The following is a 24,821-nucleotide window of genomic DNA, read 5'->3' on the forward strand; positions in this document are numbered from 1 at the left end:
ATGATGAAGACAGTGTTAGAGTTAAAAAATGTAACAAAAAACATCAGAGGCCGAACGATTATTGATCATCTGAGTTTTTCGATTCGTGAAGGCGAAGTATTCGGTTTTTTGGGGCCGAACGGAGCAGGGAAAACGACGACCATCCGGATGATGGTGGGATTAATGAAACTATCAAAAGGTGATGTGCTTATTTGCGGCCAATCCATTACGAAAGAGTACGCCAAGGCGATTAAGCATATTGGGGCGATCGTAGAAAACCCAGAGCTGTATAAATTCTTAAGTGGATATAAAAATCTCCAGCAATACGCAAGGATGGTCAAGGGCGTTACGAAGGAAAAAATTGATGAAGTCATTGAACTAGTCGGTTTAACGGACAGAATCCATGACAAGGTGAAAACATATTCACTAGGGATGAGACAGCGTCTAGGCTTGGCGCAATGTCTTCTTCATGATCCGAAAGTGCTCATTTTGGATGAACCGACAAACGGCCTTGATCCGGCCGGAATCAGGGAAATCAGAGATCATTTAAAAAAACTGACGCGAGAAAGAGGAATGGCTGTCATCGTTTCAAGCCACCTGCTCTCAGAAATGGAATTGATGTGTGACCGAATTGCGATTTTGCAAAAAGGGAAGCTTATCGATATTCAAAATGTAAAAGATGATCTCACTGATGAAAAAGATACATATTTCTTCAATGTTGAGCAGCCGAATGAAGCTGCTTCTGTTCTAAAGGAGTATGAGTTGGTTGGCAAGACAAACGGTATAGAAGTCAAATTGTCTAAAGACGAAGTTCCTGCGGCCATTGAATTGCTAGTGATGCAGCAAATCCGGATTTATGAAGTAAAAGTAAAGGCTAAATCATTAGAGGACCGTTTCTTAGAAGTAACAGGAGAAGCAAAAGAGGAGGTTCAACATGCTTAATTTGATTTATAATGAATGGGTCAAAATTTTCAGCCGTGCCGGAACATGGGTAATGATTGGGATTCTGGCTTTAACAATGATTGGCTGGGCGTTTTTAACAAACCACTTTACATCCGATGAAGCAAATCCGAAATGGAAACAAACGCTTCAGGCGGAAAATGCCGCGTTGAAAAAAGAAATCAAAGAAGATCCTTCACTGAAAGATGGCTATGAAGAAACAATTACAGTCAACAACTATCGTATTGAACATAACATCCCTGATGACGCAGGGTATACTGTTTGGTCTTATGTAACGGATTCAGCGGGTTTTACAATCCTTACCGGTCTATTCACCATTATTATCGCAGCCGGAATTGTCGCGAACGAATTTAATTGGGGAACGATTAAGCTGTTAATGATCCGGCCACTCAGCCGTTTTCAGATTTTGCTCTCTAAATATATTACAGTTCTCCTGTTTGGGTTTTTATTGCTGTTTATTTTATTTATGGGGTCTGCTTTATTAGGGCTGATCTTCTTCGGGACAGGCGGGGACACTGCTGCGAATGTTCATTTAATCTACAAGGACGGCCATGTCATTGAGCAAAACATGATGGGATATTTGGCGAAAACGTATCTCTCAGAATCTGTTGCAGCTTTAATGATCGCAACGATGGCGTTTATGCTGTCGGCTGTCTTTAGAAACAGCTCTCTAGCAGTAGGCTTTTCCATCTTTTTGTTGGTAACGGGTACGACAGCCACTGCATTTATTGCGTTGAAATTTGACTGGGCGAAGTATATTTTATTTGCCAATGTTAGTTTAATGCAATATGTAGAGGGCTCACCGTTGGTAGAAGGGATGACATTGACTTTCTCCATTGTGATGCTGGCAGTTTACTTTGTTGTCTTCCTGCTGCTTGCTTTTGGAATCTTTATGAAACGGGATATTGCGAACTAATGAAAAAAGCTGTTTTGCATAAGCAAAACAGCTTTTTTATCGAAATAAAAACTGCAGGCTTGCACCTGCAGTTTTTCATATCAATTTATGCTTACGCTTCTTTAGTAACGTTAGCAGCTTGTGGTCCGCGGTTTCCTTCAACGATTTCAAAAGAAACAGCTTGGCCTTCTTCTAAAGTTTTGAAGCCTTCGCCTTGAATAGCAGAGAAATGAACGAATACATCGTCTTGACCTTCTACTTCGATGAATCCGAAACCTTTTTCAGAGTTGAACCATTTTACTTTACCTTCTAACATGAAATTTCCTCCTAAAGCGATCATAACGCTTAAATTCACTATTCTTGCTCTTAACAAACTTTCAAGACGAAAACTCTTACAAAACTTTCTTCTTAAAGATAGTTCGAACAAAAATAATTACCTTTACTCTACCAGTAATCTTCAGAAAAAACAACTGCAAAATGAAACTTTTTCGGAAAACAACATATTTATTTTTCGATTTGATATTTATTCACGGAGATTCATCTGCTTTTTCGATACGTGATCAAACGTTTGTATTGGGTATGCTTTCTTTATGGGAAGAGAATATAATAGGAATTGACAACCCTACTGGATATGCGTAAGGTAAAAGTTATCAATATGGCAAATGACAATGTTTATCAACTAAAGAGAGCGATTTTTAGGTCTAATATTGATTGCATGCTCTAATACATAGATAGGGGTATGGTCACAATGAAAAAGTGGCTTATATGCAGTTTTGTTTTTATTCTGCTCGTTTCAGTCACTGCATGCTCACCGTCGGCAGAACATGAATCGATAAAAATCGGTATTGCTGAGTCTGACGAGGCAATATGGAATTATATTGCCGAGAAGGCAGAAGAGGCGGGGCTGGATATTGAACTGATCTTTTTTTCTGATTATGCGGAGTCTGATATCGCGCTTGCCAACAAAGAAATTGATGCCAATGCCTTGCAAACCATTTCATATTTTCGGTCGTTCACTGAAAAATACAAACATAAGCTGGCGCCGCTTGGCACAACATACATAACGCCTATGGGCATTTATTCAAAACGATTTGGCTCAATTCAAGATATACCGCGCGGAGCTGTGGTGTCTGTTCCGGATAAGGCGTTCGATTTTGGCAGGGCGCTTACGGTGCTTCAGGGGGCGGGATTGCTAACGCTGAAAAACGGCTTTAACGGAACAGGTTCAGCCGATATGATCAAAAACAATCCGAGACACCTGGAATTGAAGGCAGTCCGGCAACAGGATGCTGTGAGAAGCGCCGACGTGTTTGTCATGAAACCTTCTGAAGCTAAAAAAGCGGGGCTGCAGAAGGGGAAACATGCTATAAAGAGCGGCGGGTTCATGTCTGAGGAAGAGATGAATTTGATTGTTGTCAGAACGGAGGATCAGGATCGGGAAGCACTGCAAACCATTCTCGAGCTCTATCAAGCTGATGATACAGCGGCATTGATAGAAAAAAAATATCAGGGGGACCTTGTCCCGGCTTTTCTGCCTTTGAAACGTCTTTCAGATTGGAAGAATGAATTCGTACATTGAATTCATTCTTTTTTTTCTGAGAAACATACTTTGTTCCGCCCTGTTTCTTTCGCTTTGTAAAGCATTTGATCGGCAAGAATCGTCAGAGATTCAGGACGCTTCGTATTATTGGGGTAATGAGCGGTTCCTAATGATATCGTAACTGACAGTTCTTCGCCATTTGTTAATGCAATCGGTGTATCACTGACATTGCGCCTAATCCGTTTCGCGATTTTGACTGCTTTATCAAGCGTACAGTTTGGCAGGAGCACGGCAAATTCTTCGCCGCCAATCCGTGCGGCAGGATCAGTGTTTCGGATGCTCAGCTTCAGACGAGACCCCAGTTCTTTTAGCACCTGATCTCCTTCATGATGTCCGTACTGGTCATTGATGGTTTTAAAGTGGTCGATATCTATATAAATCAGCGCAAATTGAAAATGCGGGTTATTGGCCGCCTGTTCATACAGGGATTTTGTGATCACTTCAAATTTCCTTCGGTTATAAATGCCCGTCAAAAAGTCAAAGTGCGCTTGAAATTTATATTGCTTAAAAAGCAGATGTGCATTTGTTTCATGCTCAATAATGTATAAACTGAGCATGCCGCCCGCTAATGAGGTGACCCAAAAATATAAGTGAAGTTCATATGAATGCAGATCTATAAGAAAATAAAAGAAAAAGGAGATCATACTGTTTGTGATCATTAAAAGATAGAAAGCGTGTTTTAATTGAACTTTTTTTCTTCTAGAAACAATGAGTGGCGGGATGGCAGCGATACAAATGATAATCATCGAAAATATCGCAGATGTGTTTAGAGCAATCAGCATACGGCCTGCGGCAATCACAACCAAAGCCGTTGCCGTTGAAACCCAGCCCCCATAAAGAGCGGCAATCATAATAGGGATATGTCGAAGATCAATGATTGAATGCTGGTAATCCAATCCGAAAAACATCAGAATAACCCCGAGCAAACCGCAGGCCAGTCCTTTAACAGCTTGGAAGGATATGCTGTCTTTTTTATGCACTAACCTTTCTTTAAACAGGTGGGTGAATAAATAATTAAATGTGATTAAAATGGTCAAGTTTACAAACAGTTCTTTCAGCAAATGTTATCACCTTTATATAAGGTACTAAAGATACAAGGGAAAGAAAAGAACAAAAAAGGATTATATAAGGTTTTTTTTCCTTGGAACATAAGTTGGAATAATTCGTACTTGACCTATCGGAATTAGTGTAATATAGTAAAAAAGAAAATTTGAAGGGAGAGTTTACCTGCTTTGGAGACTTTACTAGTCGTATTACATGTAATTATTTTATTGTTACTTATCTTAGGGCTTTTTGCTATGCAGAAAAAACATGTTTCCTTCTCTAAACGTGTATTTACTGCGCTGGGGCTGGGGATTGTATTCGGTTTTGCGCTTCAGCTGATTTACGGCCCGACTTCAAATATAGTCATTCAAACAGCCGACTGGTTTAATATTGCCGGGGGCGGATATGTCAAATTGCTTCAAATGGTTGTTATGCCGCTCGTCTTTATTTCAATCCTCGGTGCATTTACAAAGCTGAAGCTGACAAAAAACCTTGGGAAAATCAGCGGTTTAATTATCGGGATTTTAGTGGCAACAACAGCTGTAGCTGCAGCTGTAGGTATTGCGTCCGCGCTTTCTTTTGATTTGCAGGCGATCCAGGTTGACCAAGGAGATACCGAGCTTTCGCGGGGACAGGAGCTTGAGCAGAAATCAGAGGATATGGCAGCAAAAACGCTGCCGCAGCAGATTGTGGAATTGCTGCCAGGAAACCCGTTTTTAGATTTTACAGGAGCTAGACCGACTTCAACGATCGCTGTCGTTATTTTTGCGGCTTTTCTTGGAATGGCATTCCTCGGCGTAAAACGTAAACAGCCGGAACAGGCGGAAACGTTTAAAAAGCTGGTTGATGCCGTTTATGCCATTGTGATGCGTGTCGTCACCCTTATTTTGCGCCTGACGCCTTATGGAGTGCTGGCGATTATGACCAAAACGATCGCAACGAGTGATATTGACAGCATTTTGAAACTAGGTATGTTTGTGGTTGCTTCGTATGCCGCGTTAATCGCAATGTTTATCATACATTTGCTGTTGCTGACGTTCAGCGGCTTGAACCCGATTGTTTATTTGAAAAAAGCGCTGCCTGTACTTGTATTTGCATTTACATCACGCTCAAGCGCGGGTGCTTTGCCGCTGAATATTAAAACACAGAGAAGCATGGGCGTGTCGGAAGGAATCGCCAACTTTGCCGGTTCGTTTGGCCTTTCGATCGGGCAAAATGGATGCGCCGGCATTTATCCTGCGATGCTGGCAATGATGATTGCCCCGACGATCGGCCAGAATCCGTTTGATCCGGTGTTTCTCATCACAGTTATCGCAGTCGTGGCCATCAGCTCCTTCGGTGTTGCCGGAGTTGGCGGCGGAGCGACATTCGCAGCGCTTCTTGTTTTATCATCATTAAATATGCCTGTGGCGCTCGCCGGTTTATTAATCTCAATCGAACCTTTAATCGACATGGGGCGTACTGCTCTGAATGTCAGCGGCAGCATGACATCAGGCCTTATTACGAGTAAGATCACAAAGGAAATTGATACAGATGTATTCAATGATCAATCCAGAGTGATTGAAGCTGAAGAAGCGTAACAGCGTGTAACCCGCTTCGTTTTGATGTTCATTTCAATAAAAGACCCATGAACCCTGTCATGTAAAGGGTTCATGGGTTCTTTTTTTATGCTTTTATTCCACTGTCCAGAAGTAATTGGGTTCAGAAGGATTTCGTCTAGATCATGATCAAGACATTCTTGAAGAGGCTTTCGGCGATATGTTGTGGTTTCTGAATTTCAGCCACGAATGAAAGAAGCGCGCCTGACTGTGGTAAATGCATGTTCTCATTATTGTTCTTTTAACATTGAATGCTTTCGATACGCTTTGTAGAAACTGCTGGCAAAGAAAGCAAACATAAGGGCGGGAAGCAACCTCAAAAGAGCAAATGGAGTTTCAAATAAAAATGCTTTCCAAAACCATGCACCTTTCATACTCCAAAGACCTTCAGTTAAATATAAACCTGAATCCTTGTAAATCATGTAAGAAAAAAACAAACACAGTAAACCTAAACCAGAAGAATAATTCATCAATCTTTTATAATAATGACACTTTGATTGGCGATCCGAGAAGATTTCAGTTTGACCATCATCCTCTTTTTGCCAATATCGTATTCCACTAAGCCAGGATCCATTTATATACATCCAACCGAAGTCTTCATATATCCCTTTGTATTCGACCAATTTTTTCTTAGGTAATTAATCCTGATAATCAAGTCGCATCACATATCTCTTGTCAGTTTTTTTGAAAGAGTATATGCCTAATCCGCTAATATTGGTACAACGATAACCCTTTTGTAATTGCTCGTTCAGCCATTGCTCCTCTTTTTCAATATCAAAAAACATCTTCATTTTCTTCATTTGATTCACTTCCTTCGTACAGGGATAAAATATGCAATAACCTGTTTTGTTCCATTTTCAAAATGGTGCTTCCTTCCGCAGTTATCATATAAACTTTTCTCCGGCCTGACTCTCCAACAGGTTCAATCCAACCATGCTTATTCAAGTTTTCAATTGCACCGTATAGTGTACCGGCTGCTAACATAACAGTACCGTTACTTATCTTTTCTATTTTCTGCATGACGGCATAGCCATGGAGTGGTTCACGCAGAGCTAGTAAAATATAATGCATCGTTTCAGACAACGGTAATAATTTATGTTTCATACTCTCACCCTCTCTTCAGTTCAACTATATAGTTCAACTTAATAAAAGCGTAATACAGTTCAACTGAATAGTCAACAATATTTTCAAAAGTAAAAGCTTGATAACAAGGGGGAAATCAACCTGAAAAGTCGCTTTCCTTACGTAAGGGAAAGCGACTTTTTGTATGAATTATTTAATGGACATATGTATATTTTGATTCAATGAAAATGAATGAACGTTTAGAATACGATTGAAGTAGCGCAGTTTTTCATCAGAAACAGGAATATCAACGTAAAGTGAATATAATTAATGAAACTCAGACGGGTTATATTAGCAGTAACAGTTTTATCTAGTGTTCTTGCTTCACTTTTTAATGTCGGGAGTAACATGGATCGATAAAGATTGCTTTGGATTCAGTGGCAGCATAAATAAAAAATCCTTCAAACGTTTATTTCACGCAAGAAGGATTTTTTTAAATGCTACCCATTGTACTCTGAAACAGGCAGGAAAATAAAAAACAAGAAAATGAAAAGCAAAATTAACGATTTGAACCATTATGCAATCTATCTTGAATGACACGTTTTTTAACGGCCGGGTTCTAAATCCTCGAGTATTCCCATCATGGTGTTATCATCCATAACGTTCATTGCGCTTTGGTCGAAATGAACGGGTTCAGCGTAGTGAGGCTGTCTTTTTTTCGCAGCTGTCTCCGTTTGCCTAGTTTGTGACTGTGTGTGCTGATGCTGTGTTTTCTGCTGTTCGGCATGCTGATGCTGCCGGCCATTTTGCCGCTGGCTTTGATGTTGCGAACGTTCCTGTTGATTACCGCCGCCCAATACTTGTTTGACCATGTTTCCTACATTAGCAGCATCAAACATCTTATTATCAGAATTCCGTCTGTTCATTTGTCCTGTGATAAACCCGCTGACTCTTTTCCGGATCTGAGGTGATAAAGCAGCAATAAGCATAGTTGAGCCTATCACCAATGCTGCGGGACTGATTCCTTTTCGCCGATTGAACAACATAATCCCTCCTTCTTGGTGTATTCATATGTTCCCCTTCATTAGACAAATTAACCGTTTTATTTCCCGGGAAAGCATTTCCTTCAGATTTACATGCATAATTAAGGCTGGTTAGAAAAACCTATAGGTAAAGTGATAAAGGAGGAATTCACATGCTTGGAAAAAAACAAGCCCTTGCGTCCTTGCTTCTTATCCCTTTGCTTATGACTGGCTGCGGTATGGCTAATCAGGGTGAGGGCGGACGTGATCAAGCAAATCCAGAAAACGTTAACTACCGCAATCCAGTGAACGATAATGGCAGAGGAAATATTAACGATGTCAATAACAATCGTGACAATGTCGATAATAATGTAACCGATAATGTTAACGATAACGGCAATAACAATGGGAATGATAATCGGCAATTAGAAGTTGCTGACGATGCTGCTGATAAAATTTCTGATATGAAAGAAGTAGAGCGAGCAAATGTCATCGTTGCAGGAAATCAAGCGTATGTTGCAGTTGTATTGAAAAATGGAAAAGAAGAAGTTGGACAGGATCTGAAAAAGAAAATTTCCGAAAAAGTAAAAGACACTGATAAAAACATGGATAATGTCTATGTTTCAGCCAACCCAGACTTTGTAGACCGAATGCAGGGATATGGCGAACGGATACAAAATGGCGATCCAGTTGCAGGGTTTTTCGATGAATTCAGTGAAACTGTACAGCGTATATTCCCGCAACCTGAATAAGAATGAACAAAGCAGCCGCACAATTTGTGCGGCTTTTTTGGCGTGAATGGCACACCGCAAACTCTTGCTGCATAGAGTGAAAATAAAAGGTACAAGACGGACCGGCTCAGGGAGGGAGACGTTTGCGGGATGGCATAGGAAAGCGTGCGGCATCCGCTCTATTCCTGTGCGGAGTCCTTGTGATGCTGGCTGTAAGCTCGGCCATCGTATCAAGCACGTTGTATATACTGTCTTTGCCAGGGCAGGCATCTGGTATAACGAAAGAACAAGTGACGAAGCACATGAAAAAAGAGTCATTCAAACAGGCCGATATTTATTACACTTCCAAGGAAAAGTCCTTATTGCCGTTGACGAAAGAAACGCTTGAATATGCGGTCAGTATTAATCAGATTATGATTGGATATTCGAATCAAAAGCCTATTGATATTATTTTTTTTCCTAATGAAAAACTGATGGAGGATTACTCCGGTTTATTGGATGTTGTCGGTTTTTATTCTGAGCGGGAGCAGCTGATCGGATTGTTGCCTGAAGAGGAAAAGAAGCTTTTAGAAGGTGACGAGGTAGCGGTTTATTTGTATCAAAGATTGTTGATCCATGAATATACGCATCATGCGTTTCATCAGAAATTGAAGGAGCTTGAGGCAGATCCAGAAGCGTTTCCGTTATGGTTTCATGAAGGGTTAAGCGAGTGGATTGCGAACTATGAATTGCTCATAGACCCGGTCACGTTTTCTGTCGTGCCCTTTGACCGTTTGCAGACAGACCAAGACTGGCAGGAAGCCCGCGTCGAGTATGACACTGATGTCTATTTGCAAAGCTTTTATATGGTCAATGAGCTGACGGACAAATACGGGAAAGACATTATTTCTGAAGTGATAAAGGAAACGGCAAAAAAAGGGGATTTTACAAAAGGGTTTAAATCGGCAACAAATGAAAGTCTTGATCAATTTGAAAAAGATTTCAAGAAAAGGTTTGATGAAAACAGTGAGGCATTGGATAGATCCTATCCAATGCCTTTGTTATTAATGAAGTCCTTGTTGGCTCATACCGCCTTGAGTTGGAGGCATTTGTCCTTGTGCAGGCGCAAATGAGTTTTTCATTTGTTCCATGTCTTGCGCATCTAGCTGAGGAACTTGGTAATAGCCGTGTTTGTTTTGGTATAGGAAAATTTCGAAAGCCATTTCAACATACTGTTGAATCTGAGCGGACAATACGCGTCTTACGGCTGGATTCGTCATTTCCAGAGAAGCCATTGTCAGCATGGAAGCCTGTGCTTTAACAGTGCAAAGCATTTGTCGGCTGATAATGCTGTCATCAATATCATTCATGGATTGAACAGGTTTTTTAGGCTTTGACGGCTGCATGCCGTAAACAGTCTGATTGTCTTCCTTCATCATATAAGTTGCAGTTTTTTGTGAAGGCTCGTTTCCTGTTTTAAAGCATTCTGCAGTTAAGTTATATTGAGACGCAATGAATTGATGTTGACGATCAAGGATGTTTACTAATTCCTGATCCTTACAAAATTGTTTCAGCATCGTAAACTGGTCAAGGACATTAAGTGTACCTGAAAGCACCTCGTGCATATCAAACATTTCATGTCCGCCGTGATTTTTATGAGGCTTGCCAGGGATACCTTTGCCCATTTGGGATTGCTGCTGATTTAACTGATCCAAACCGAATTCCTCCTTTTTTTTTCAGATCGACTATATGTTGTGACAGTCTGCCTCGTTTTATGCAGAAGCCTGAAAGGAATTATATGGAGTCTGTCGAAATGATAAGCAGACAAAGTCATTGTCATAAGGTGTATATTAAGGGAGGAAAAATGATGAGGCGTATTCTGCATATGATGTTGATCACTGCATTGATATTCTTGAACGTGATGTATACGTGCGAAGCTGTAAAAGCAGCTGAGCCACAACAGCCGATATCGGTTGATAAGGCAATACAGCAAAAAGATGGACAGGCGCTTGTTGAAGGGTATGCTGTCGGTCAGGCTGTCTCAGCGCAGCGGTATAAACTGACAAGCCCTTTTTCTAATGATTATCATGTTGCGCTGGCAGATAGTAAAAACGAGACATCGCCGGATCACATCCTTCCTGTGCAAATCCCATCCGCCTTTAGAAGCCAATTTGGGCTGCAAACCAACCCGCTTCTTCTTGGAAAAAAGATAACTGTTCAAGGACAGCTTGACGGCTATTTTAACACGACAGGACTTAAAAACGTTCAGTCGATGGCGTTAACTGATGGCATGAAAACTCCGCCGCCTGAACAGCCAGTGACAATAAATGAAGCGCGGGGACGGCTGAATGAATCAGTGACGACAAAAGGGATCGTCACAGCTGATCAAAGCGCGGTCGGAGGCGGGAAGCTGTCGACCTTTATGCAGGATGGAACCGGGGGCATTAACATATATTCGCCTTCACCTGAACTGTTTCCTGAATTAAAAGAAGGCATGGAAATCACGGTTGAAGGAAAAATCACGACGTACCAAGGGCTGACAGAAATTGTTCCAAAATCATCAGGCATCAAAATCAACCAGACAAAACAACCCCTACCGGCTCCGAAACAATCAACAATCAATGAACTGGTTAACAGCAATTTGGGTGACCAGTTGGAAGGCAGGCTTGTGACACTAAAAGCGTTTGTTTCCTCAATTCCGCATTCTCCTGCCGGCGGCGGCTTCAATGTAACGATGATTGATGGAGATCACCATGCTATGACACTTCGAGTAATGAATGAAACAGGGGTCATAGACGAACTTGATGAGGGCAAATGGCATGAATTTACCGGTGTGTTAAGCAGATACCAAACTCTTCAGCTTCTTCCGCGAAAAACGTCTGACTTGAAGCTGCTTGAAGAACAGCCCGCTCCTCCATCTGCGGAAGGTGAATATGAAGGTATTGTTGACAGGGTTGTTGATGGTGATACCATTCATCTCAAATCTCCCGTTCTTGGAACGACAAAAATCCGGTTTGTACATGTAGATACACCTGAAACGTATCAAACACCAAAAAATGAAGCAGACGAAAATCAATTAAGGTTTGGCAAAAAAGCATCTGATTATCTAAAAACAATATTGTCTCCAGGAGAGAGGATTACTGTCAAGGTCGGGAGAGAAGCGAAGGACAGCTATGGCAGACTTCTTGGGCAGGTCATAACGGAATCGGGTTCAAATGTGAACCTAGAGCTTGTGAAAAATGGCTATGCTCCGACGTATTTTATTTGGCCGGTTGACAATGAAGAGGATTATCAGCAGTTTCAGGCTGCTGCAGCTGCTGCGAAACAAGAGCAAAAAGGAATTTGGAATGAAGACGATCCCCTTTTGGAAATGCCGTTTGAATTTAGAGCCAGAGAGCAAGGAAAAGGCCTGACAAGATATGTGGGAGATTCGTCAAATAAAACGTATGTGGAGCCGGCAGACTGGAAACAGGTAGCTGTGGAAAATAGAATGTTCTTCGCCTCTGCAAGTGAAGCGGAAAACGCAGGATATAAAAAAAAGAACACGGCACCGCAAGAACGTGTACCGCTTAGAATACTCAGTATGAACGATCTGCATGGCAAGATTGATCAGCAATATGAGCTAGATCTTGATGGAAACGGAACTGCAGACGGCGTCTTTGGGCGTATGGACTATGCCGCCGCATATTTGAAAGAAAAAAAGGCTGAAAAGAAAAACACGCTCATTGTTCATGCTGGTGATATGATCGGAGGCAGCTCTCCAGTTTCATCTCTTCTTCAAGATGAACCAACTGTGGAACTGATGGAGGATATCGGTTTTGATGTCGGAACGGTCGGCAATCACGAGTTCGATGAAGGTACGGATGAACTGCTGAGGATCTTAAACGGAGGAGATCACCCGAATGGCACGAGCGGATATGATGGGCAGAACTTTCCCCTTGTGTGCGCCAATTGTAAGATGAAATCTACTGGTGAGCCCTTTTTGCCGGCATATGACATCATAGAGGTTGAGGGCATACCGGTTGCCTTTATCGGGGTTGTCACGCAGTCGGCAGCGGGTATGGTCATGCCTGACGGGATAAAAAACATCGAGTTTACAGATGAGGTCACAGCGGTGAATGAGGCGGCTGAAGAGCTGAAGAAAAAAGGCGTGAAGGCCATGGCGGTCCTCGCGCATATGTCAGCCGATCAAAATGGCACCGCAATTACCGGTGAATCTGCTGACCTTGCAAAAAAAACAGATTCCGAAATTGACGTGATTTTTGCAGCGCATAATCATAAGGTTGTTAACGGTGAAGTCAATGGAAAACTGATTGTTCAGGCGTTTGAGTATGGAAAAGCGATAGGAGTTGTAGATCTAGAGATCGATAAAACGACAAAAGACATCGTGAAAAAGTCGGCGGATATCGTATATGTCGATCAAAGTAAAATAGACCCGGATCCAAGCGCCTCAGCCATTTTGAAGAAATATCAAACACTCGTTGAGCCGATTATCAGCGAGGTTGTCGGTGAAGCGGCTGTTGATATGGAAGGCGGATATTCGAATGATGGGGACACGCCTCTAGGAAATCTGATTGCGGATGGCATGAGAGCGGCCATGAAAACGGATTTTGCCCTTATGAATGGCGGCGGAATACGCGAAGCGCTGAAGAAAGGACCCATTACATGGGGAGATCTGTACAATATCCAGCCGTTTGGAAATGTGTTAACAAAGCTTGAGATTAAAGGAAAAGATGTAAGAGAGATTATCAATGCGCAAATCTCGCCGGTTTTTGGGCCTGACTACAGTATCAGCGGCTTTACATATACATGGGATAAAAAAACCGGAAAAGCTGTCGAGATAAAAATGGCAGATGGCACCGAGATTCAGCCCGATGCCACATATACACTGACTGTTAACAATTTTATGGCGACGGCGACAGGTACCAAATATCAGCCAATCGGATTTCTTGGGAAACATCCTGTGACAGGGCCTGAGGATTTGGACGCGACAGTTGAGTACGTGAAAAGCTTTGATGAACCTATCTCGTATACAAAAGAGGGAAGAATTAAGCTTGCTGAAGCCAGTGGCATTGAAGACCCTGTTACAGAAGCTCCAGTTACAGAAAAGCCGGGGGATGGACCAGGGACGGATCAGCCGGTAAATGAAATCCCAGAACCTGGGGAGGATCAGACTGATATCAAAGAGACTTCGGGTACTGTGCCAGTTCATCAGTTTCCGCCTTCTGCCATTTTGAGAATCGGTGAAATACCGAAAAAAACCGCTGTTACTGATGGCAATATCAGCACATTGCCAGTACAAAACGGGACTGCCGAAAGCGGGTCTGATCATCAGCTTCCGGATACATCTGCGGGCTACTATAACTTTATCGTGATCGGGGCGGCGATGACACTGTCCGGAACGTATGTTTATGTCAGAAGAAAAAGGAGCGTCTCCAGAACGTGAAAAAAGTAATTCCACTCGCCATCATCGCGGCCGGTCTGATGATCGCAGGCTATGGAGGCCTTAAACTGATCGATACGAATATCAAGACCGAACAGACATTAAAAGAAGCAAAACTCGCGGCTGATAAGCCGCGAGAAGCTTCAAGCGCGAAAAAAAGCGCGAATCAAGCAGAGAATAAAGCATCATTTAAGCCTGAGACCGGAGATGCGAGCGGCATTTTAGAAATACCAAAAATCAAAGCGGAGCTCCCGATCGTGGAGGGCACCGATCCAGATGATTTAGAAAAAGGGGTCGGGCACTACAAGGAAAGCTATTATCCTGATGAGAACGGACAAATTGTATTGTCGGGACATCGGGATACCGTGTTTCGCCGGACGGGAGAGCTTGAAAAGGGAGATAGGCTTCGCATTCTCCTTTCATATGGAGATTTTACGTATGAAATCATCAAAACAAAAATTGTCGATAAGGATGATACATCCATTATTACGCTCCAGCATGAAAAGGAAGAGCTCATTCTGACGACCTGCTATCCATTTTCATATGTGGGCAATGCCCCGAAGCGCTATATTATTTATGGAAAACGGGTTGTTTAAAAGCCGCAGGCAATGCCTGCGGCTTTTCTTCATGAAAAATATGAGTGGCAAAGGTTTTCTATATCAGCTGGGAAAGGCGCTTCCGCAACAATCAGCTCGCTGGTTATTGGGTGAATCGCTTGGACCTTTCTGGCGTGCAAAGCCTGTCTGTTTAACAGCATGCTCCCTCCCCCGTAAAGCGTATCTCCTGCCAGCGGATGGCCAATGCTCGCCATATGAACACGAATTTGGTGGGTCCTGCCTGTTTCAAGCTCTAATTCAACGAGCGACAGTTGCTCTTTCGCATTGCGGGCAATGACCTTAAAATGGGTGACGGCCGCTTGCCCGCCCGGTGAAACCCGGCGTCTAGTCGGATGTGATCGGTCTCTGCCGATCGGTGAATCAATTGTTCCTTTTTTCATCTTTAGCTTTCCGTGAGCGATGGCGGTATACGTGCGTTTCAGCGTCTTTTTTTCTAACTGTTGATCAAGGATGGCGTGTGCTAAACGATGCTTGGCAAACACGATGGCGCCCGATGTATCCTGATCAAGGCGGTGAACATGCCGCACCTTGCATGTTTCGCCATTCACCTGATAATGATACGCGATGACATTAGCCAGTGTGCCGGTTTGGCCCTCCTCATTTGGATGTGTCGCGATGCCCGCAGGTTTATTGACGATGAGCATGTGATTGTCCTCGAATAAAATATCAAGCTCTCCATACTCAGGTATAACGGAGGACTCTTCACTTTCCTGAAGATCAATGAACACGCGGTCTCCTTTTTTTACGATCACATTGTTGATGACGGAATCGTGATTGACTTTTATTCGATGATGGGTCACCCAGTCTTGAATCACGGGTTTAGAGGCGTTAAGCTCTTGTTTCAGGACAGCAAACAGCCATTGGCCATCGTGTTTGTCATTGAAGAGGAGCTCAAGCCCTCTGTTTTTTTGTTTCATATGAATGACTCCTTTTCAAAGCGGAAGGCCGCTGTTTCTCATAGGAAACACTTACCTTAGCTTTCGGGTTTTTTTCTGTGCTATTCTTGAGTAAGAGTTAGGATATTCGATGGCAAGAAAGGTGATTGACGTGAGAATTGTGAACGCAGCAACTGCAGAACAGGAGAGCTTTATCAAGGAATTGTCAATGAAACTTTTTCATGATGTATTTCCTCTTTATTTCTCCGAACTGGACATTCAGCGCTTTAAAAAGAAAGGCGTTCTGTCTTTAAATAATAACCATGATTACCAAGGAACATTAAAAGAAGCATTTCAAATTATGGCTTGTCTGCAAATGATACATATTATTCTGACAAAGCCTTCCCCGCATACTGATGTAAACAATCAGGCGATTTTTGAGAAAAACAGCAAAATGCTGAATGATTTTGGAATTTATTTTCCGTTTGCTTTTTCTGACTTTGAATTGAAGGCAAATCAAGCCTTTTCCGGTACAGAAGGTTGATATAATCCGCCGGCAGGAGCTTTTCGTTTTCAGAAAGGCTCCTTTTGGCATCAAAGAAATCATATCATAAAACCTTTCCTCTAACTCCCTTTTTAATCAGCACGTGTCTGAACATACTAATGGGTGAAAGGGGTGCTGACTATGAGTTCAGTTAAAAATACAATGACAACGCAGGTGGCGACCGTTTCTCCGAATCAAACGATTCAGGAAGCGGCTGCTCTTATGAATCAATATAATGTCGGGGCGATTCCCGTTGTAGAGCAAGGTGCTTTAAAAGGAATGCTGACTGACCGCGACATTGCATTAAGAACCACAGCAGAGGGTCGAAATGGCCAGACACCCGTTTCAGAAGTGATGTCAACAGATCTCATCTCAGGAAATCCTAATATGAGCCTGCAAGATGCGTCACAGCTGATGGCCCAGCACCAAATCCGCCGCCTTCCTATTGTAGATCAAAACAATCTAGTCGGGATCGTTGCGCTTGGAGATCTGGCAGTTAATCAGATGTCGAACGAATCTGCGGGAGCAGCGTTGACAAACATTTCTCATCAAAACATTCATTAATCAGAAAGAGCTTGCGGTGTGCAAGCTCTTTCTTCACATAAACCTTACTTTTTGAATGCAGGCCTGTTTCGGGGTATAGTGAGTGTATACATAAGTCTCAATTTGGGCTAAAGGAGTTGTACGCAGTGATTAAAGCGTTGATTTTTGATTTTGACGGACTGATTCTTGATACAGAAACACACGAATATGAAGTCCTTCAGGAAATATTTGAGGAACACGGCTCAGTCCTGCCGCTATCCGTTTGGGGAAAGGTCATCGGAACAGCCGCGGGATTTCAGCCTTTTGAATATTTAGAAGAGCAGATCGGCCAAAAGCTGAACCATGAAGAGCTGACAACTTTGAGAAGAGAGCGGTTTACGAAACGCATGGAAACAGAAAAAGCGAGACCCGGTGTCGAAGCGTATTTGAATGCGGCAAAGGATTTAGGCTTAAAAGTAGGGCTTGCCTCCAGCTCTGACTATAAATGGGTGTCGGGCCATTTGAAGCAACTCGGTCTGTTTGATCATTTTGAGGTCATCCAAACGGCGGATGATGTAGAAGAGGTGAAGCCGAATCCAGAGCTGTATATATTGGCGGCTAAAAACCTTGGGGTATCGCCATCTGAATGTCTCGCGTTTGAGGATTCTGTCAATGGGTCGATTGCTGCGAAAAGGGCGGGGATGAAGTGTGTCATCGTCCCAAATAAAGTAACTGGCACCTTACTGTTTGAAGATTATGATCATCGGCTTGAATCAATGGCGGAAATGGAACTCGCCCTATTGCTTGATCACCTGAACGCGCAACACTAGAAAGGAGCGAGAAGATGTCTGAGAAATTGGATTTGACCCGTTTTGAAAAGAAAATGATTATTCGCAATATCGAAGAGAAAGATCTCGACAAGATTATTGATCTTCAAAAGGACTGTTTTCCGGGGATGGAGCCTTGGAAGCGGGAGCATTTAATCAGCCATTTGGAGCATTTTCCCGACGGGCAGTTTTGTGCAGAATTCGAAGGCGAAATTATCGGTTCGTGCTCAAGCCTCCTGATTAATTTTGATGAATATGATGACCGCCATACGTGGCAGGACATTACAGATGACGGTTATATCACGAATCATAATTCGGATGGCTTGAATATGTACGGCATTGAGGTCATGGTGCATCCGAAATACAGACGGATGAAGATCGGCCACCGTTTGTATGAGGCGAGAAAGGATTTGGCCAGACGTTTAAATCTGAAAAGCATCATTATAGGCGGACGGATTCCGAACTTTCACAAATATGCGGATGAAATGACGGCGAGAGAGTATGTGGAACAGGTGACACGCCACCAGATTTACGATCCGGTCCTATCTTTTCAGCTGATGAACGGCTTTACCCTTATGCGGATTAACCCGAATTATCTCCCGGATGATACGGCTTCGATCAAATATGCGACGCTGATGGAATGGAATAATGTCGATTATCTTCCGCAACAGACAAAACGCTATTATAGATCGGCTTTCCCTGTAAGAATTTGTGTCATTCAATACGAAATGAAGAAAATTTATTCCTTTGAGGAATTTGCCAATCAAGTAGAATACTATGTCGATGTCGCTTCCGACGCGCGCTCAGATTTCGCGGTGTTCCCGGAGATTTTCACAACCCAGCTGATGTCTTTCCTCGAGGAACGGTCACCGAGCTTGGCGGTTCAGAGAATTACCGAGTATACAGAAGATTACATCAGCCTGTTTACTGATTTGGCTGTAAAGTACAACGTCAACATAATCGGCGGGTCTCATTTTGTCGAAGAGGAAGACAAGATCTATAATATCGCTTACTTGTTCAGGCGGGATGGGACGATCGAAAAGCAATATAAACTCCATATTACGCCGAATGAGCGCAAATGGTGGGGAATCAGCGCCGGAGACCAGGTGCGCGTGTTTGATACGGATTGCGGAAAAATCGCGATTCAAATCTGTTATGACATTGAATTTCCTGAGCTTGCCCGGATTGCGGCTGAAAAAGGCGCAAAAATCATTTTTACGCCGTTTTGTACAGAAGACCGCCAAGGCTACTTGCGTGTCAGATACTGTTCGCAGGCAAGAGCGGTTGAAAATCAAATTTATACGGTCATCTCCGGGACGGTTGGAAACCTTCCGCAAACGGAAAATATGGATATCCAATACGCTCAGTCAGGCATTTTCGCACCATCTGATTTTGAATTCGCCAGAGACGGCATTGTCGGCGAAACAAATCCAAATATCGAGATGGTCGTCATCGGTGATGTTGATCTGGAAATTCTCAGAAGGCAGCGCCAAAACGGTACAGTACGCCAGCTAAAAGACAGACGCCGTGATATTTATCATATTCAATATAAAAAATAATTCTGAAACCCGCCTGAATTGGCGGGTTTTTTATCATAAGTGGAATTGAAAAATCTGTTACATTTTGTATCCGATTTTAGTTAGAATATAGCTGTAATAATTCTTGCACTGAAAAACGGTTTGTATTGTTCACCTCGACAAAATACGCTAACTGCCATTTTTGTGTTTCGATAGCTTGTTTGCTAGTGGGGGTTTCCCATTTAGGGTAAACTCTAATTCCCATTTTTCCTTTTGTAGTGGCTGTTTTTAAGATATTTTGTTTGACAAGAACTTCTTTTGGAAAAACGAATTGTCCAAACTTGTTATGATTGGAAAACGTATTGATAACCAATAAATCAGTAGCTTTTTCATATGTAAAGGCTTGGTTTTTATAATCCCCATCTTTTTCCCAAAAAGCAACAAACTGCCCGATCTTGTTAGGTGTTATTTTTGCGACTCTAAATCTTATTGACTTTGACTGTAGCTGAAATATACCCGCTCCGTAATCTGAATTCTGAGCTTCTTCTCGAATCGCATGTATAGTGAAGTGATTTGGTTCATAAAACAGTTTATTTACATATTGTAATGCCTTATAAAATTTATTCACTGCTTTGTACTCCTTATTTTTAATACTTCGTCTTCCAAAGCCTTCTTGAATAGAATAGGCTAGTGATAAAATATCGTCAAAGATGTTCTCGTTTTATCACGTTTTCTTATTCTCGTTATTCTGCTCTGTTAGTTAAAAGCTAAATATTTAGTCTCCACCTTTAAAATGGTTGATCCAATGTGTGAGACGTGTGGGCAGTCCAGTAACATGTGAATAGGTATAAATCTTTCACAATGTCTTTCCATCAATACGATCGTTTGATAGGCTCTCCATGCACCTGTAACAAGAACAATATGCCTGTTCTGCTGCGGATATTTTATTCTTTCCGCGGTTTATTGACTCGAACCCCGTCTGGCTTTATATTGAAGGCAGGGAAATCATCACCAAGACATCACATAAGAGAAGGTCTGTTTCAATTGAATTGGCACTTTAGTGATCGCTAATGAAATGGAGATGATGGAGATGGAAAACATTCAGCAACATCAGGGATTAAAGCGAAAAGATGAGCAATTTGTGTGGCATGCCATGAAGGGAGCGCATCAAGCGGACAGCCTGATTGCCCAAAAGGCCGAAGGGGCATGGGTGACGGACATAGACGGACGCCGCTATTTGGATGCGATGTCCGGTTTGTGGTGCGTCAATATAGGTTATGGCAGAAAGGAGCTTGCTGAGGCTGCCTATGAACAACTAAAGGAGCTGCCTTATTACCCGTTAACACAAAGTCACGCGCCGGCGATTCAACTGGCGGAAAAGCTGAATGAATGGCTTGGCGGCGATTATGTCATCTTTTTCTCCAACAGCGGATCTGAAGCAAACGAAACTGCTTTTAAAATCGCCCGCCAGTACCATCTGCAAAACGGCGGCCACAGCCGTTATAAATTCATCTCAAGATACAGGGCATACCACGGCAACACATTGGGAGCGCTCTCAGCTACCGGACAGGCGCAGCGGAAATATAAATATGAGCCATTAAGCCAAGGGTTCCTGCATGCAGCTCCGCCAGATGTATACCGGAACCCGGAGGATGCCGACACGCTTGAAAGCGCAAATGAAATTGACCGCATCATGACATGGGAGTTAAGCGAAACGATTGCCGGGGTCATCATGGAGCCCATCATTACAGGAGGAGGCATCTTAATGCCGCCGGACGGTTATATGAAAAAGGTGGAGGACATTTGCCGCCGCCACGGCGCTCTATTGATTTGCGATGAAGTCATCTGCGGGTTCGGACGGACAGGCGAGCCGTTCGGGTTTATGCATTACGGCGTGAAGCCTGATATCATTACGATGGCAAAGGGAATCACCAGTGCGTATTTGCCATTGTCAGCAACTGCTGTTAAACGGGACATTTTCGAAGCGTATCAGGGGGAAGCGCCTTACGACCGTTTTCGCCATGTGAACACGTTCGGCGGAAGCCCGGCTGCCTGTGCTTTGGCGTTGAAAAACATGCAAATCATGGAGGACGAACAGCTGATTCAGCGATCCCGCGATCTTGGAGCAACGCTTTTGGGTGAGCTTCAAGCCTTGAGAGAACACCCGGCAGTCGGAGATGTGAGAGGAAAAGGGCTGCTGATCGGAATTGAGCTTGTCAAAGATCAATTGACAAAAGAACCGGCTGACGCAGATAAGGTAAACCAAGTGGTTGCGGCGTGTAAAGAAAAAGGGCTGATCATCGGCAAAAACGGCGATACAGTCGCCGGCTACAACAACGTCATCCAGATCGCGCCGCCATTTTGCCTGACAGAAGAGGACCTTTCCTTTATCGTGAAAACGGTGAAAGATAGTTTTCAGACGATTTAACATAAAAGTGAATGATTAAAGGAGCACACGATGAGTTTTCACAACCAGCCAATTTTACCGGCTATTCGCAATATGAAGCAATTTGATGAGTTTTTGAACAGTTCATTTTCCTACGGTGTTATTCTTGATATTCATCTCGGCCAGCTGAAGGGCGTGATCAGAGAGGCACAAAAGCACGGAAAGAACATGATGGTGCACGTCGATCTTATTCAAGGAATCAAGCATGACGAATACGGAGCGGAGTTTATTTGCCAGGACATTAAGCCCGCCGGGATTATTTCCACAAGATCGAACGTGATTGCCAAAGCGAAGCAAAAGAAGATTTATGCGATTCAGCGCTTATTTCTGCTTGATACAAGCGCGATGGAGAAAAGCATGGAATTTGTCGGCAAGCATAAACCTGACTTCATTGAAGTGCTGCCAGGCATCGTTCCGTCACTCATCCAAGAAATAAAAGAGAAAACGGGGATTCCTATTTTTGCCGGCGGTTTCATCCGCACGGAAGAGGATGTGGAACGGGCCTTGAAAGCGGGGGCTGTGGCCGTCACAACATCAAACACCAAATTATGGAAGAAATATGAAAACTTTTTGACGGAAAGTGATTGACACCGCTTACATCCACTGATACAATTGCACTAGGTTAATACATTGTGATGGAGAACTCGGAGACCACAGCAGCTCTTTACGGTACATGTCTATGCACCAGTAAAGCGGTTTGTTGTGGTTTTTTTTATTCTCTTCTTCTCTATCATACTGTTAATCGTGACTTTAGGAGGAATGTGCTATGACAGCATTTTGGGGAGAAGTCATCGGTACGATGCTGCTGATCATTTTTGGGGCAGGTGTTTGTGCGGGTGTCAATTTAAAGAAATCGCTTTCATTCCAGTCTGGCTGGATTGTTATTGTATTCGGATGGGGATTGGGTGTTGCCATGGGGGCTTATGCGGTTGGCGGCATCAGCGGAGCTCACTTGAATCCAGCGCTAACGATAGCGCTTGCATTTGTCGGGGATTTTCCGTGGAAAGAGGTTCCGGTTTATATTATGGCGCAAATGATCGGAGCGATCATCGGTGCGGTGATTATCTATCTGCATTACCTTCCACATTGGAAGGCAACGGATGATCCCGCTGCCAAGCTGGGTGTCTTCTCAACCGGACCCAGCATTCCGCACACATTTTCAAACGTTTTAAGTGAAGTGATCGGGACATTTGTTCTTGTGCTTGGCATCTTGTCCATTGGGGCAAATCAATTTACAGAAGGGCTTAACCCTTTAATCGTCGGTTTTCTCATTGTGGCGATCGGTATTTCTCTGGGGGGCACCACCGGCTATGCGATTAATCCGGCCCGCGACTTAGGTCCGCGGATTGTCCACGCTTTTCTTCCGATACCGGGGAAGGGATCATCAAACTGGAAATACGCCTGGATACCGGTAGTCGGTCCGATCTTAGGCGGTTCGTTTGGGGGCGTATTTTACAACGCCGCATTTAAAGGGCATATCACAAGCAGTTTCTGGATTGTAAGCGTTATATTGGTTGTGGTATTGTTAGGGCTCTATGGCTATACGAAAACACATTCAGCTAAAACATTATCAAATTCAAAATATATTTAATCAAAGGGGAGACATCTTATGGAAACTTACATTTTATCCTTAGATCAAGGGACGACAAGTTCAAGAGCGATCCTGTTTAATAAAGAAGGAAAAATCGTTCACTCCGCTCAAAAGGAATTTACACAATACTTCCCGCACCCAGGCTGGGTTGAGCATAACGCGAATGAAATTTGGGGCTCTGTTCTCGCTGTTATCGCATCAGTGATTTCTGAGTCAGGAATCAGCGCTTCTCAAATTGCCGGCATCGGTATTACAAACCAGCGCGAAACGGCGGTTGTGTGGGATAAGGATACAGGAAAGCCTATCTATCATGCGATTGTTTGGCAGTCCAGACAGACGTCCGGTGTTTGTGAGGAGCTTCGTGAAAAAGGATATCAAGATGTGTTCAGAGAAAAAACGGGGCTTTTAATCGATCCGTATTTCTCCGGCACGAAGGTAAAATGGATTTTAGACAATGTGGAAGGCGCGAGAGAAAAGGCGGAAAAAGGCGAGCTGCTGTTTGGAACGATTGATACATGGCTCATTTGGAAAATGTCCGGCGGAAAAGCGCATGTGACCGATTACTCCAATGCGTCCAGAACGCTTATGTTTAATATTTACGACTTGAAATGGGATGATGAGCTGCTAGATATTCTCGACATACCGAAATCCATGCTTCCTGAAGTGAAGCCGTCCTCCCATGTGTACGCGGAAACTGTTGATTATCACTTCTTCGGAAAAAACATCCCGATTGCGGGAGCGGCAGGCGACCAGCAATCCGCACTGTTCGGCCAGGCGTGCTTTGAAGAAGGCATGGGGAAAAACACGTACGGCACAGGATGTTTCATGCTGATGAATACAGGGGAAAAAGCAATTAAGTCCGAACACGGGCTTTTGACGACAATTGCATGGGGCATTGATGGAAAAGTTGAATATGCTTTAGAAGGAAGTATTTTTGTCGCAGGCTCCGCCATCCAATGGCTCAGAGACGGATTGAGAATGTTCCAGGACTCCTCATTAAGTGAATCTTACGCGGAGAAAGTGGATTCAACCGACGGTGTATACGTTGTTCCCGCATTTGTCGGATTGGGAACACCTTACTGGGACAGCGATGTGCGCGGTTCGGTTTTCGGACTGACAAGAGGCACAACAAAAGAACATTTTATCCGTGCGACCTTGGAGGCGTTGGCTTATCAGACAAAAGATGTGCTTGACGCAATGGAAGCTGATTCAAACATTTCATTAAAGACGCTTCGTGTAGATGGAGGAGCTGTAAAAAATAATTTCCTGATGCAGTTCCAAGGAGATATTCTGAATGTTCCTGTGGAACGACCGGAAATTAATGAAACAACTGCACTTGGCGCGGCTTATTTGGCAGGTATTGCTGTGGGATTCTGGAAGGACCGTTCTGAAATCGCGAACCAGTGGAATCTGGATAAACGGTTTGAACCTGACTGTGAAGAAGAAAAACGAAATGAGCTGTATAAAGGCTGGCAAAAAGCCGTGAAAGCAGCTATGGCTTTTAAATAGAATGAGAGTATGATATACTGATGACAAGTTAATAAGAACGGTCCTGAGATGAGGAGAGAC

At 43.3% G+C, this 24,821-nt stretch carries 23 protein-coding genes and 1 pseudogene; 16 read left to right on the forward strand and 8 right to left on the reverse strand.

Translation table 11 applies throughout. The features are described 5' to 3' along the window. The first annotated feature begins 3 nt into the window (after positions 1-3). A complete protein-coding gene (locus SC79_RS00260; protein ID WP_010327751.1) occupies positions 4-921 on the forward strand; it encodes an ABC transporter ATP-binding protein in 918 nt (305 codons plus the stop codon). Beyond that, positions 914-1,855: an ABC transporter permease gene (locus SC79_RS00265; RefSeq protein ID WP_039073366.1), complete on the forward strand. Its 942-nt coding sequence runs from the start codon at positions 914-916 to the stop codon at positions 1,853-1,855. Before SC79_RS00260 ends, SC79_RS00265 begins: the two co-directional genes overlap by 8 nt. Positions 1,856-1,946: 91 nt before the next feature. On the opposite strand, the gene cspB is transcribed toward SC79_RS00265, so the two are convergent. After that, positions 1,947-2,150, reverse strand: a complete 204-nt coding sequence (gene cspB / locus SC79_RS00270; protein ID WP_003224086.1) for a cold shock-like protein CspB — start codon at positions 2,148-2,150, stop codon at positions 1,947-1,949. A gap of 432 nt (positions 2,151-2,582) precedes the next feature. Here cspB and SC79_RS00275 point away from each other — a divergent pair, with 432 nt between their 5' ends. Further along, positions 2,583-3,413: a MetQ/NlpA family ABC transporter substrate-binding protein gene (locus SC79_RS00275; RefSeq protein WP_039073367.1), complete on the forward strand. Its 831-nt coding sequence runs from the start codon at positions 2,583-2,585 to the stop codon at positions 3,411-3,413. 2 nt (positions 3,414-3,415) lie between these two features. Here SC79_RS00275 and SC79_RS00280 read toward each other — a convergent pair whose 3' ends face one another. After that, positions 3,416-4,495, reverse strand: coding sequence for a diguanylate cyclase (locus tag SC79_RS00280; protein ID WP_039073368.1), 1,080 nt, complete (start codon positions 4,493-4,495; stop codon positions 3,416-3,418). 171 nt (positions 4,496-4,666) lie between these two features. On the opposite strand from SC79_RS00280, the gene tcyP reads away from it, so the two are divergent. After that, positions 4,667-6,058: an L-cystine transporter TcyP gene (gene tcyP, locus SC79_RS00285; RefSeq protein ID WP_039073369.1), complete on the forward strand. Its 1,392-nt coding sequence runs from the start codon at positions 4,667-4,669 to the stop codon at positions 6,056-6,058. Positions 6,059-6,306: 248 nt separating this feature from the next. Here tcyP and SC79_RS00290 read toward each other — a convergent pair. The 3 genes and pseudogenes from SC79_RS00290 to SC79_RS00300 form a co-directional block, all read right to left on the reverse strand. Beyond that, positions 6,307-6,876 (reverse strand): annotated as a pseudogene (locus SC79_RS00290) (DUF2812 domain-containing protein). Next, on the reverse strand, positions 6,851-7,180 hold the full coding sequence (locus tag SC79_RS00295; RefSeq protein WP_010327757.1) for a PadR family transcriptional regulator: 330 nt from the start codon (positions 7,178-7,180) through the stop codon (positions 6,851-6,853). Before SC79_RS00295 ends, SC79_RS00290 begins: the two are co-directional and overlap by 26 nt. A 563-nt stretch (positions 7,181-7,743) precedes the next feature. Beyond that, positions 7,744-8,184 carry a hypothetical protein gene (locus SC79_RS00300; RefSeq protein WP_039073370.1) on the reverse strand — a complete coding sequence of 147 codons (441 nt, stop codon included), beginning with the start codon at positions 8,182-8,184 and terminating at the stop codon, positions 7,744-7,746. A gap of 149 nt (positions 8,185-8,333) precedes the next feature. On the opposite strand from SC79_RS00300, the gene SC79_RS00305 reads away from it, so the two are divergent. Together SC79_RS00305 and SC79_RS00310 are read left to right on the forward strand one after the other, a co-directional pair. Then, positions 8,334-8,912, forward strand: coding sequence for a YhcN/YlaJ family sporulation lipoprotein (locus tag SC79_RS00305; protein ID WP_039073371.1), 579 nt, complete (start codon positions 8,334-8,336; stop codon positions 8,910-8,912). A 122-nt stretch (positions 8,913-9,034) separates the two neighbouring features. Further along, a complete protein-coding gene (locus SC79_RS00310) occupies positions 9,035-10,003 on the forward strand; it encodes a hypothetical protein (RefSeq protein WP_039073372.1) in 969 nt (322 codons plus the stop codon). On the opposite strand, the gene SC79_RS00315 is transcribed toward SC79_RS00310, so the two are convergent. Further along, positions 9,935-10,585 carry a spore coat protein gene (locus SC79_RS00315; RefSeq protein WP_039073373.1) on the reverse strand — a complete coding sequence of 217 codons (651 nt, stop codon included), beginning with the start codon at positions 10,583-10,585 and terminating at the stop codon, positions 9,935-9,937. The two genes, SC79_RS00310 and SC79_RS00315, sit on opposite strands and share 69 nt — an antisense overlap. An 83-nt stretch (positions 10,586-10,668) precedes the next feature. Here SC79_RS00315 and SC79_RS00320 point away from each other — a divergent pair, with 83 nt between their 5' ends. Then, positions 10,669-14,316 carry a 5'-nucleotidase C-terminal domain-containing protein gene (locus SC79_RS00320; protein WP_082022480.1) on the forward strand — a complete coding sequence of 1,216 codons (3,648 nt, stop codon included), beginning with the start codon at positions 10,669-10,671 and terminating at the stop codon, positions 14,314-14,316. Continuing rightward, positions 14,313-14,909 (forward strand): sortase SrtA, encoded by a 597-nt coding sequence (gene srtA / locus SC79_RS00325; RefSeq protein ID WP_039073375.1) that lies wholly within the window; start codon positions 14,313-14,315, stop codon positions 14,907-14,909. The genes SC79_RS00320 and srtA overlap by 4 nt, the downstream gene beginning before the upstream one ends. Positions 14,910-14,938: 29 nt before the next feature. On the opposite strand, the gene SC79_RS00330 is transcribed toward srtA, so the two are convergent. Continuing rightward, positions 14,939-15,847, reverse strand: a complete 909-nt coding sequence (locus SC79_RS00330; RefSeq protein WP_039073376.1) for an RluA family pseudouridine synthase — start codon at positions 15,845-15,847, stop codon at positions 14,939-14,941. Between the two features lie 109 nt (positions 15,848-15,956). On the opposite strand from SC79_RS00330, the gene SC79_RS00335 reads away from it, so the two are divergent. From SC79_RS00335 to SC79_RS00350, 4 genes are all read left to right on the forward strand, one after another. Continuing rightward, positions 15,957-16,349 carry a YhcU family protein gene (locus SC79_RS00335; protein ID WP_039073377.1) on the forward strand — a complete coding sequence of 131 codons (393 nt, stop codon included), beginning with the start codon at positions 15,957-15,959 and terminating at the stop codon, positions 16,347-16,349. A gap of 141 nt (positions 16,350-16,490) precedes the next feature. Beyond that, positions 16,491-16,913: a CBS domain-containing protein gene (locus tag SC79_RS00340; RefSeq protein WP_039073378.1), complete on the forward strand. Its 423-nt coding sequence runs from the start codon at positions 16,491-16,493 to the stop codon at positions 16,911-16,913. A gap of 125 nt (positions 16,914-17,038) precedes the next feature. Continuing rightward, positions 17,039-17,701: an HAD family hydrolase gene (locus SC79_RS00345; protein WP_039073379.1), complete on the forward strand. Its 663-nt coding sequence runs from the start codon at positions 17,039-17,041 to the stop codon at positions 17,699-17,701. A gap of 14 nt (positions 17,702-17,715) precedes the next feature. After that, a complete protein-coding gene (locus tag SC79_RS00350) occupies positions 17,716-19,257 on the forward strand; it encodes a bifunctional GNAT family N-acetyltransferase/carbon-nitrogen hydrolase family protein (RefSeq protein ID WP_039073380.1) in 1,542 nt (513 codons plus the stop codon). 76 nt (positions 19,258-19,333) lie between these two features. On the opposite strand, the gene SC79_RS00355 is transcribed toward SC79_RS00350, so the two are convergent. Then, positions 19,334-19,843 carry a MepB family protein gene (locus SC79_RS00355; RefSeq protein ID WP_039073381.1) on the reverse strand — a complete coding sequence of 170 codons (510 nt, stop codon included), beginning with the start codon at positions 19,841-19,843 and terminating at the stop codon, positions 19,334-19,336. A 447-nt stretch (positions 19,844-20,290) separates the two neighbouring features. Here SC79_RS00355 and SC79_RS00360 point away from each other — a divergent pair, with 447 nt between their 5' ends. From SC79_RS00360 to glpK, 4 genes are all read left to right on the forward strand, one after another. Continuing rightward, the gene (locus SC79_RS00360) at positions 20,291-21,643 is read left to right on the forward strand and encodes an aspartate aminotransferase family protein (protein WP_082022491.1); all 1,353 of its coding nucleotides are present in this window, start codon (positions 20,291-20,293) and stop codon (positions 21,641-21,643) included. Between the two features lie 30 nt (positions 21,644-21,673). Further along, a complete protein-coding gene (glpP, locus tag SC79_RS00365; protein WP_039073383.1) occupies positions 21,674-22,249 on the forward strand; it encodes a glycerol uptake operon antiterminator GlpP in 576 nt (191 codons plus the stop codon). Between the two features lie 178 nt (positions 22,250-22,427). Then, complete coding sequence (glpF, locus tag SC79_RS00370; protein WP_039073384.1) at positions 22,428-23,252, forward strand: glycerol uptake facilitator protein GlpF; 825 nt, start codon at positions 22,428-22,430, stop codon at positions 23,250-23,252. A gap of 18 nt (positions 23,253-23,270) precedes the next feature. After that, positions 23,271-24,761, forward strand: coding sequence for a glycerol kinase GlpK (gene glpK, locus SC79_RS00375; RefSeq protein WP_039073385.1), 1,491 nt, complete (start codon positions 23,271-23,273; stop codon positions 24,759-24,761). The last annotated feature ends 60 nt before the right edge of the window (positions 24,762-24,821 follow it).

Source organism: Bacillus sp. MSP13, assembly GCF_000815295.1.
GTDB lineage: Bacteria > Bacillota > Bacilli > Bacillales > Bacillaceae > Bacillus > Bacillus vallismortis.

Excerpts from the sequence above, each read along its gene's own strand:
- SC79_RS00265 (WP_039073366.1), top strand. The coding sequence starts at position 914 with ATGCTTAATTTGATTTATAATGAATGGGTCAAAATTTTCAGCCGTGCC.
- SC79_RS00305 (WP_039073371.1), top strand. The coding sequence starts at position 8,334 with ATGCTTGGAAAAAAACAAGCCCTTGCGTCCTTGCTTCTTATCCCTTTG.
- SC79_RS00335 (WP_039073377.1), top strand. The coding sequence starts at position 15,957 with ATGGCAAGAAAGGTGATTGACGTGAGAATTGTGAACGCAGCAACTGCA.
- SC79_RS00350 (WP_039073380.1), top strand. The coding sequence starts at position 17,716 with ATGTCTGAGAAATTGGATTTGACCCGTTTTGAAAAGAAAATGATTATT.
- SC79_RS00275 (WP_039073367.1), top strand. The coding sequence starts at position 2,583 with ATGAAAAAGTGGCTTATATGCAGTTTTGTTTTTATTCTGCTCGTTTCA.
- SC79_RS00330 (WP_039073376.1), bottom strand. The coding sequence starts at position 15,847 with ATGAAACAAAAAAACAGAGGGCTTGAGCTCCTCTTCAATGACAAACAC.
- SC79_RS00340 (WP_039073378.1), top strand. The coding sequence starts at position 16,491 with ATGAGTTCAGTTAAAAATACAATGACAACGCAGGTGGCGACCGTTTCT.
- cspB (WP_003224086.1), bottom strand. The coding sequence starts at position 2,150 with ATGTTAGAAGGTAAAGTAAAATGGTTCAACTCTGAAAAAGGTTTCGGA.
- SC79_RS00320 (WP_082022480.1), top strand. The coding sequence starts at position 10,669 with ATGGAGTCTGTCGAAATGATAAGCAGACAAAGTCATTGTCATAAGGTG.
- SC79_RS00300 (WP_039073370.1), bottom strand. The coding sequence starts at position 8,184 with ATGTTGTTCAATCGGCGAAAAGGAATCAGTCCCGCAGCATTGGTGATA.
- glpK (WP_039073385.1), top strand. The coding sequence starts at position 23,271 with ATGGAAACTTACATTTTATCCTTAGATCAAGGGACGACAAGTTCAAGA.
- glpP (WP_039073383.1), top strand. The coding sequence starts at position 21,674 with ATGAGTTTTCACAACCAGCCAATTTTACCGGCTATTCGCAATATGAAG.
- SC79_RS00295 (WP_010327757.1), bottom strand. The coding sequence starts at position 7,180 with ATGAAACATAAATTATTACCGTTGTCTGAAACGATGCATTATATTTTA.
- SC79_RS00260 (WP_010327751.1), top strand. The coding sequence starts at position 4 with ATGAAGACAGTGTTAGAGTTAAAAAATGTAACAAAAAACATCAGAGGC.
- glpF (WP_039073384.1), top strand. The coding sequence starts at position 22,428 with ATGACAGCATTTTGGGGAGAAGTCATCGGTACGATGCTGCTGATCATT.
- SC79_RS00360 (WP_082022491.1), top strand. The coding sequence starts at position 20,291 with ATGGAGATGATGGAGATGGAAAACATTCAGCAACATCAGGGATTAAAG.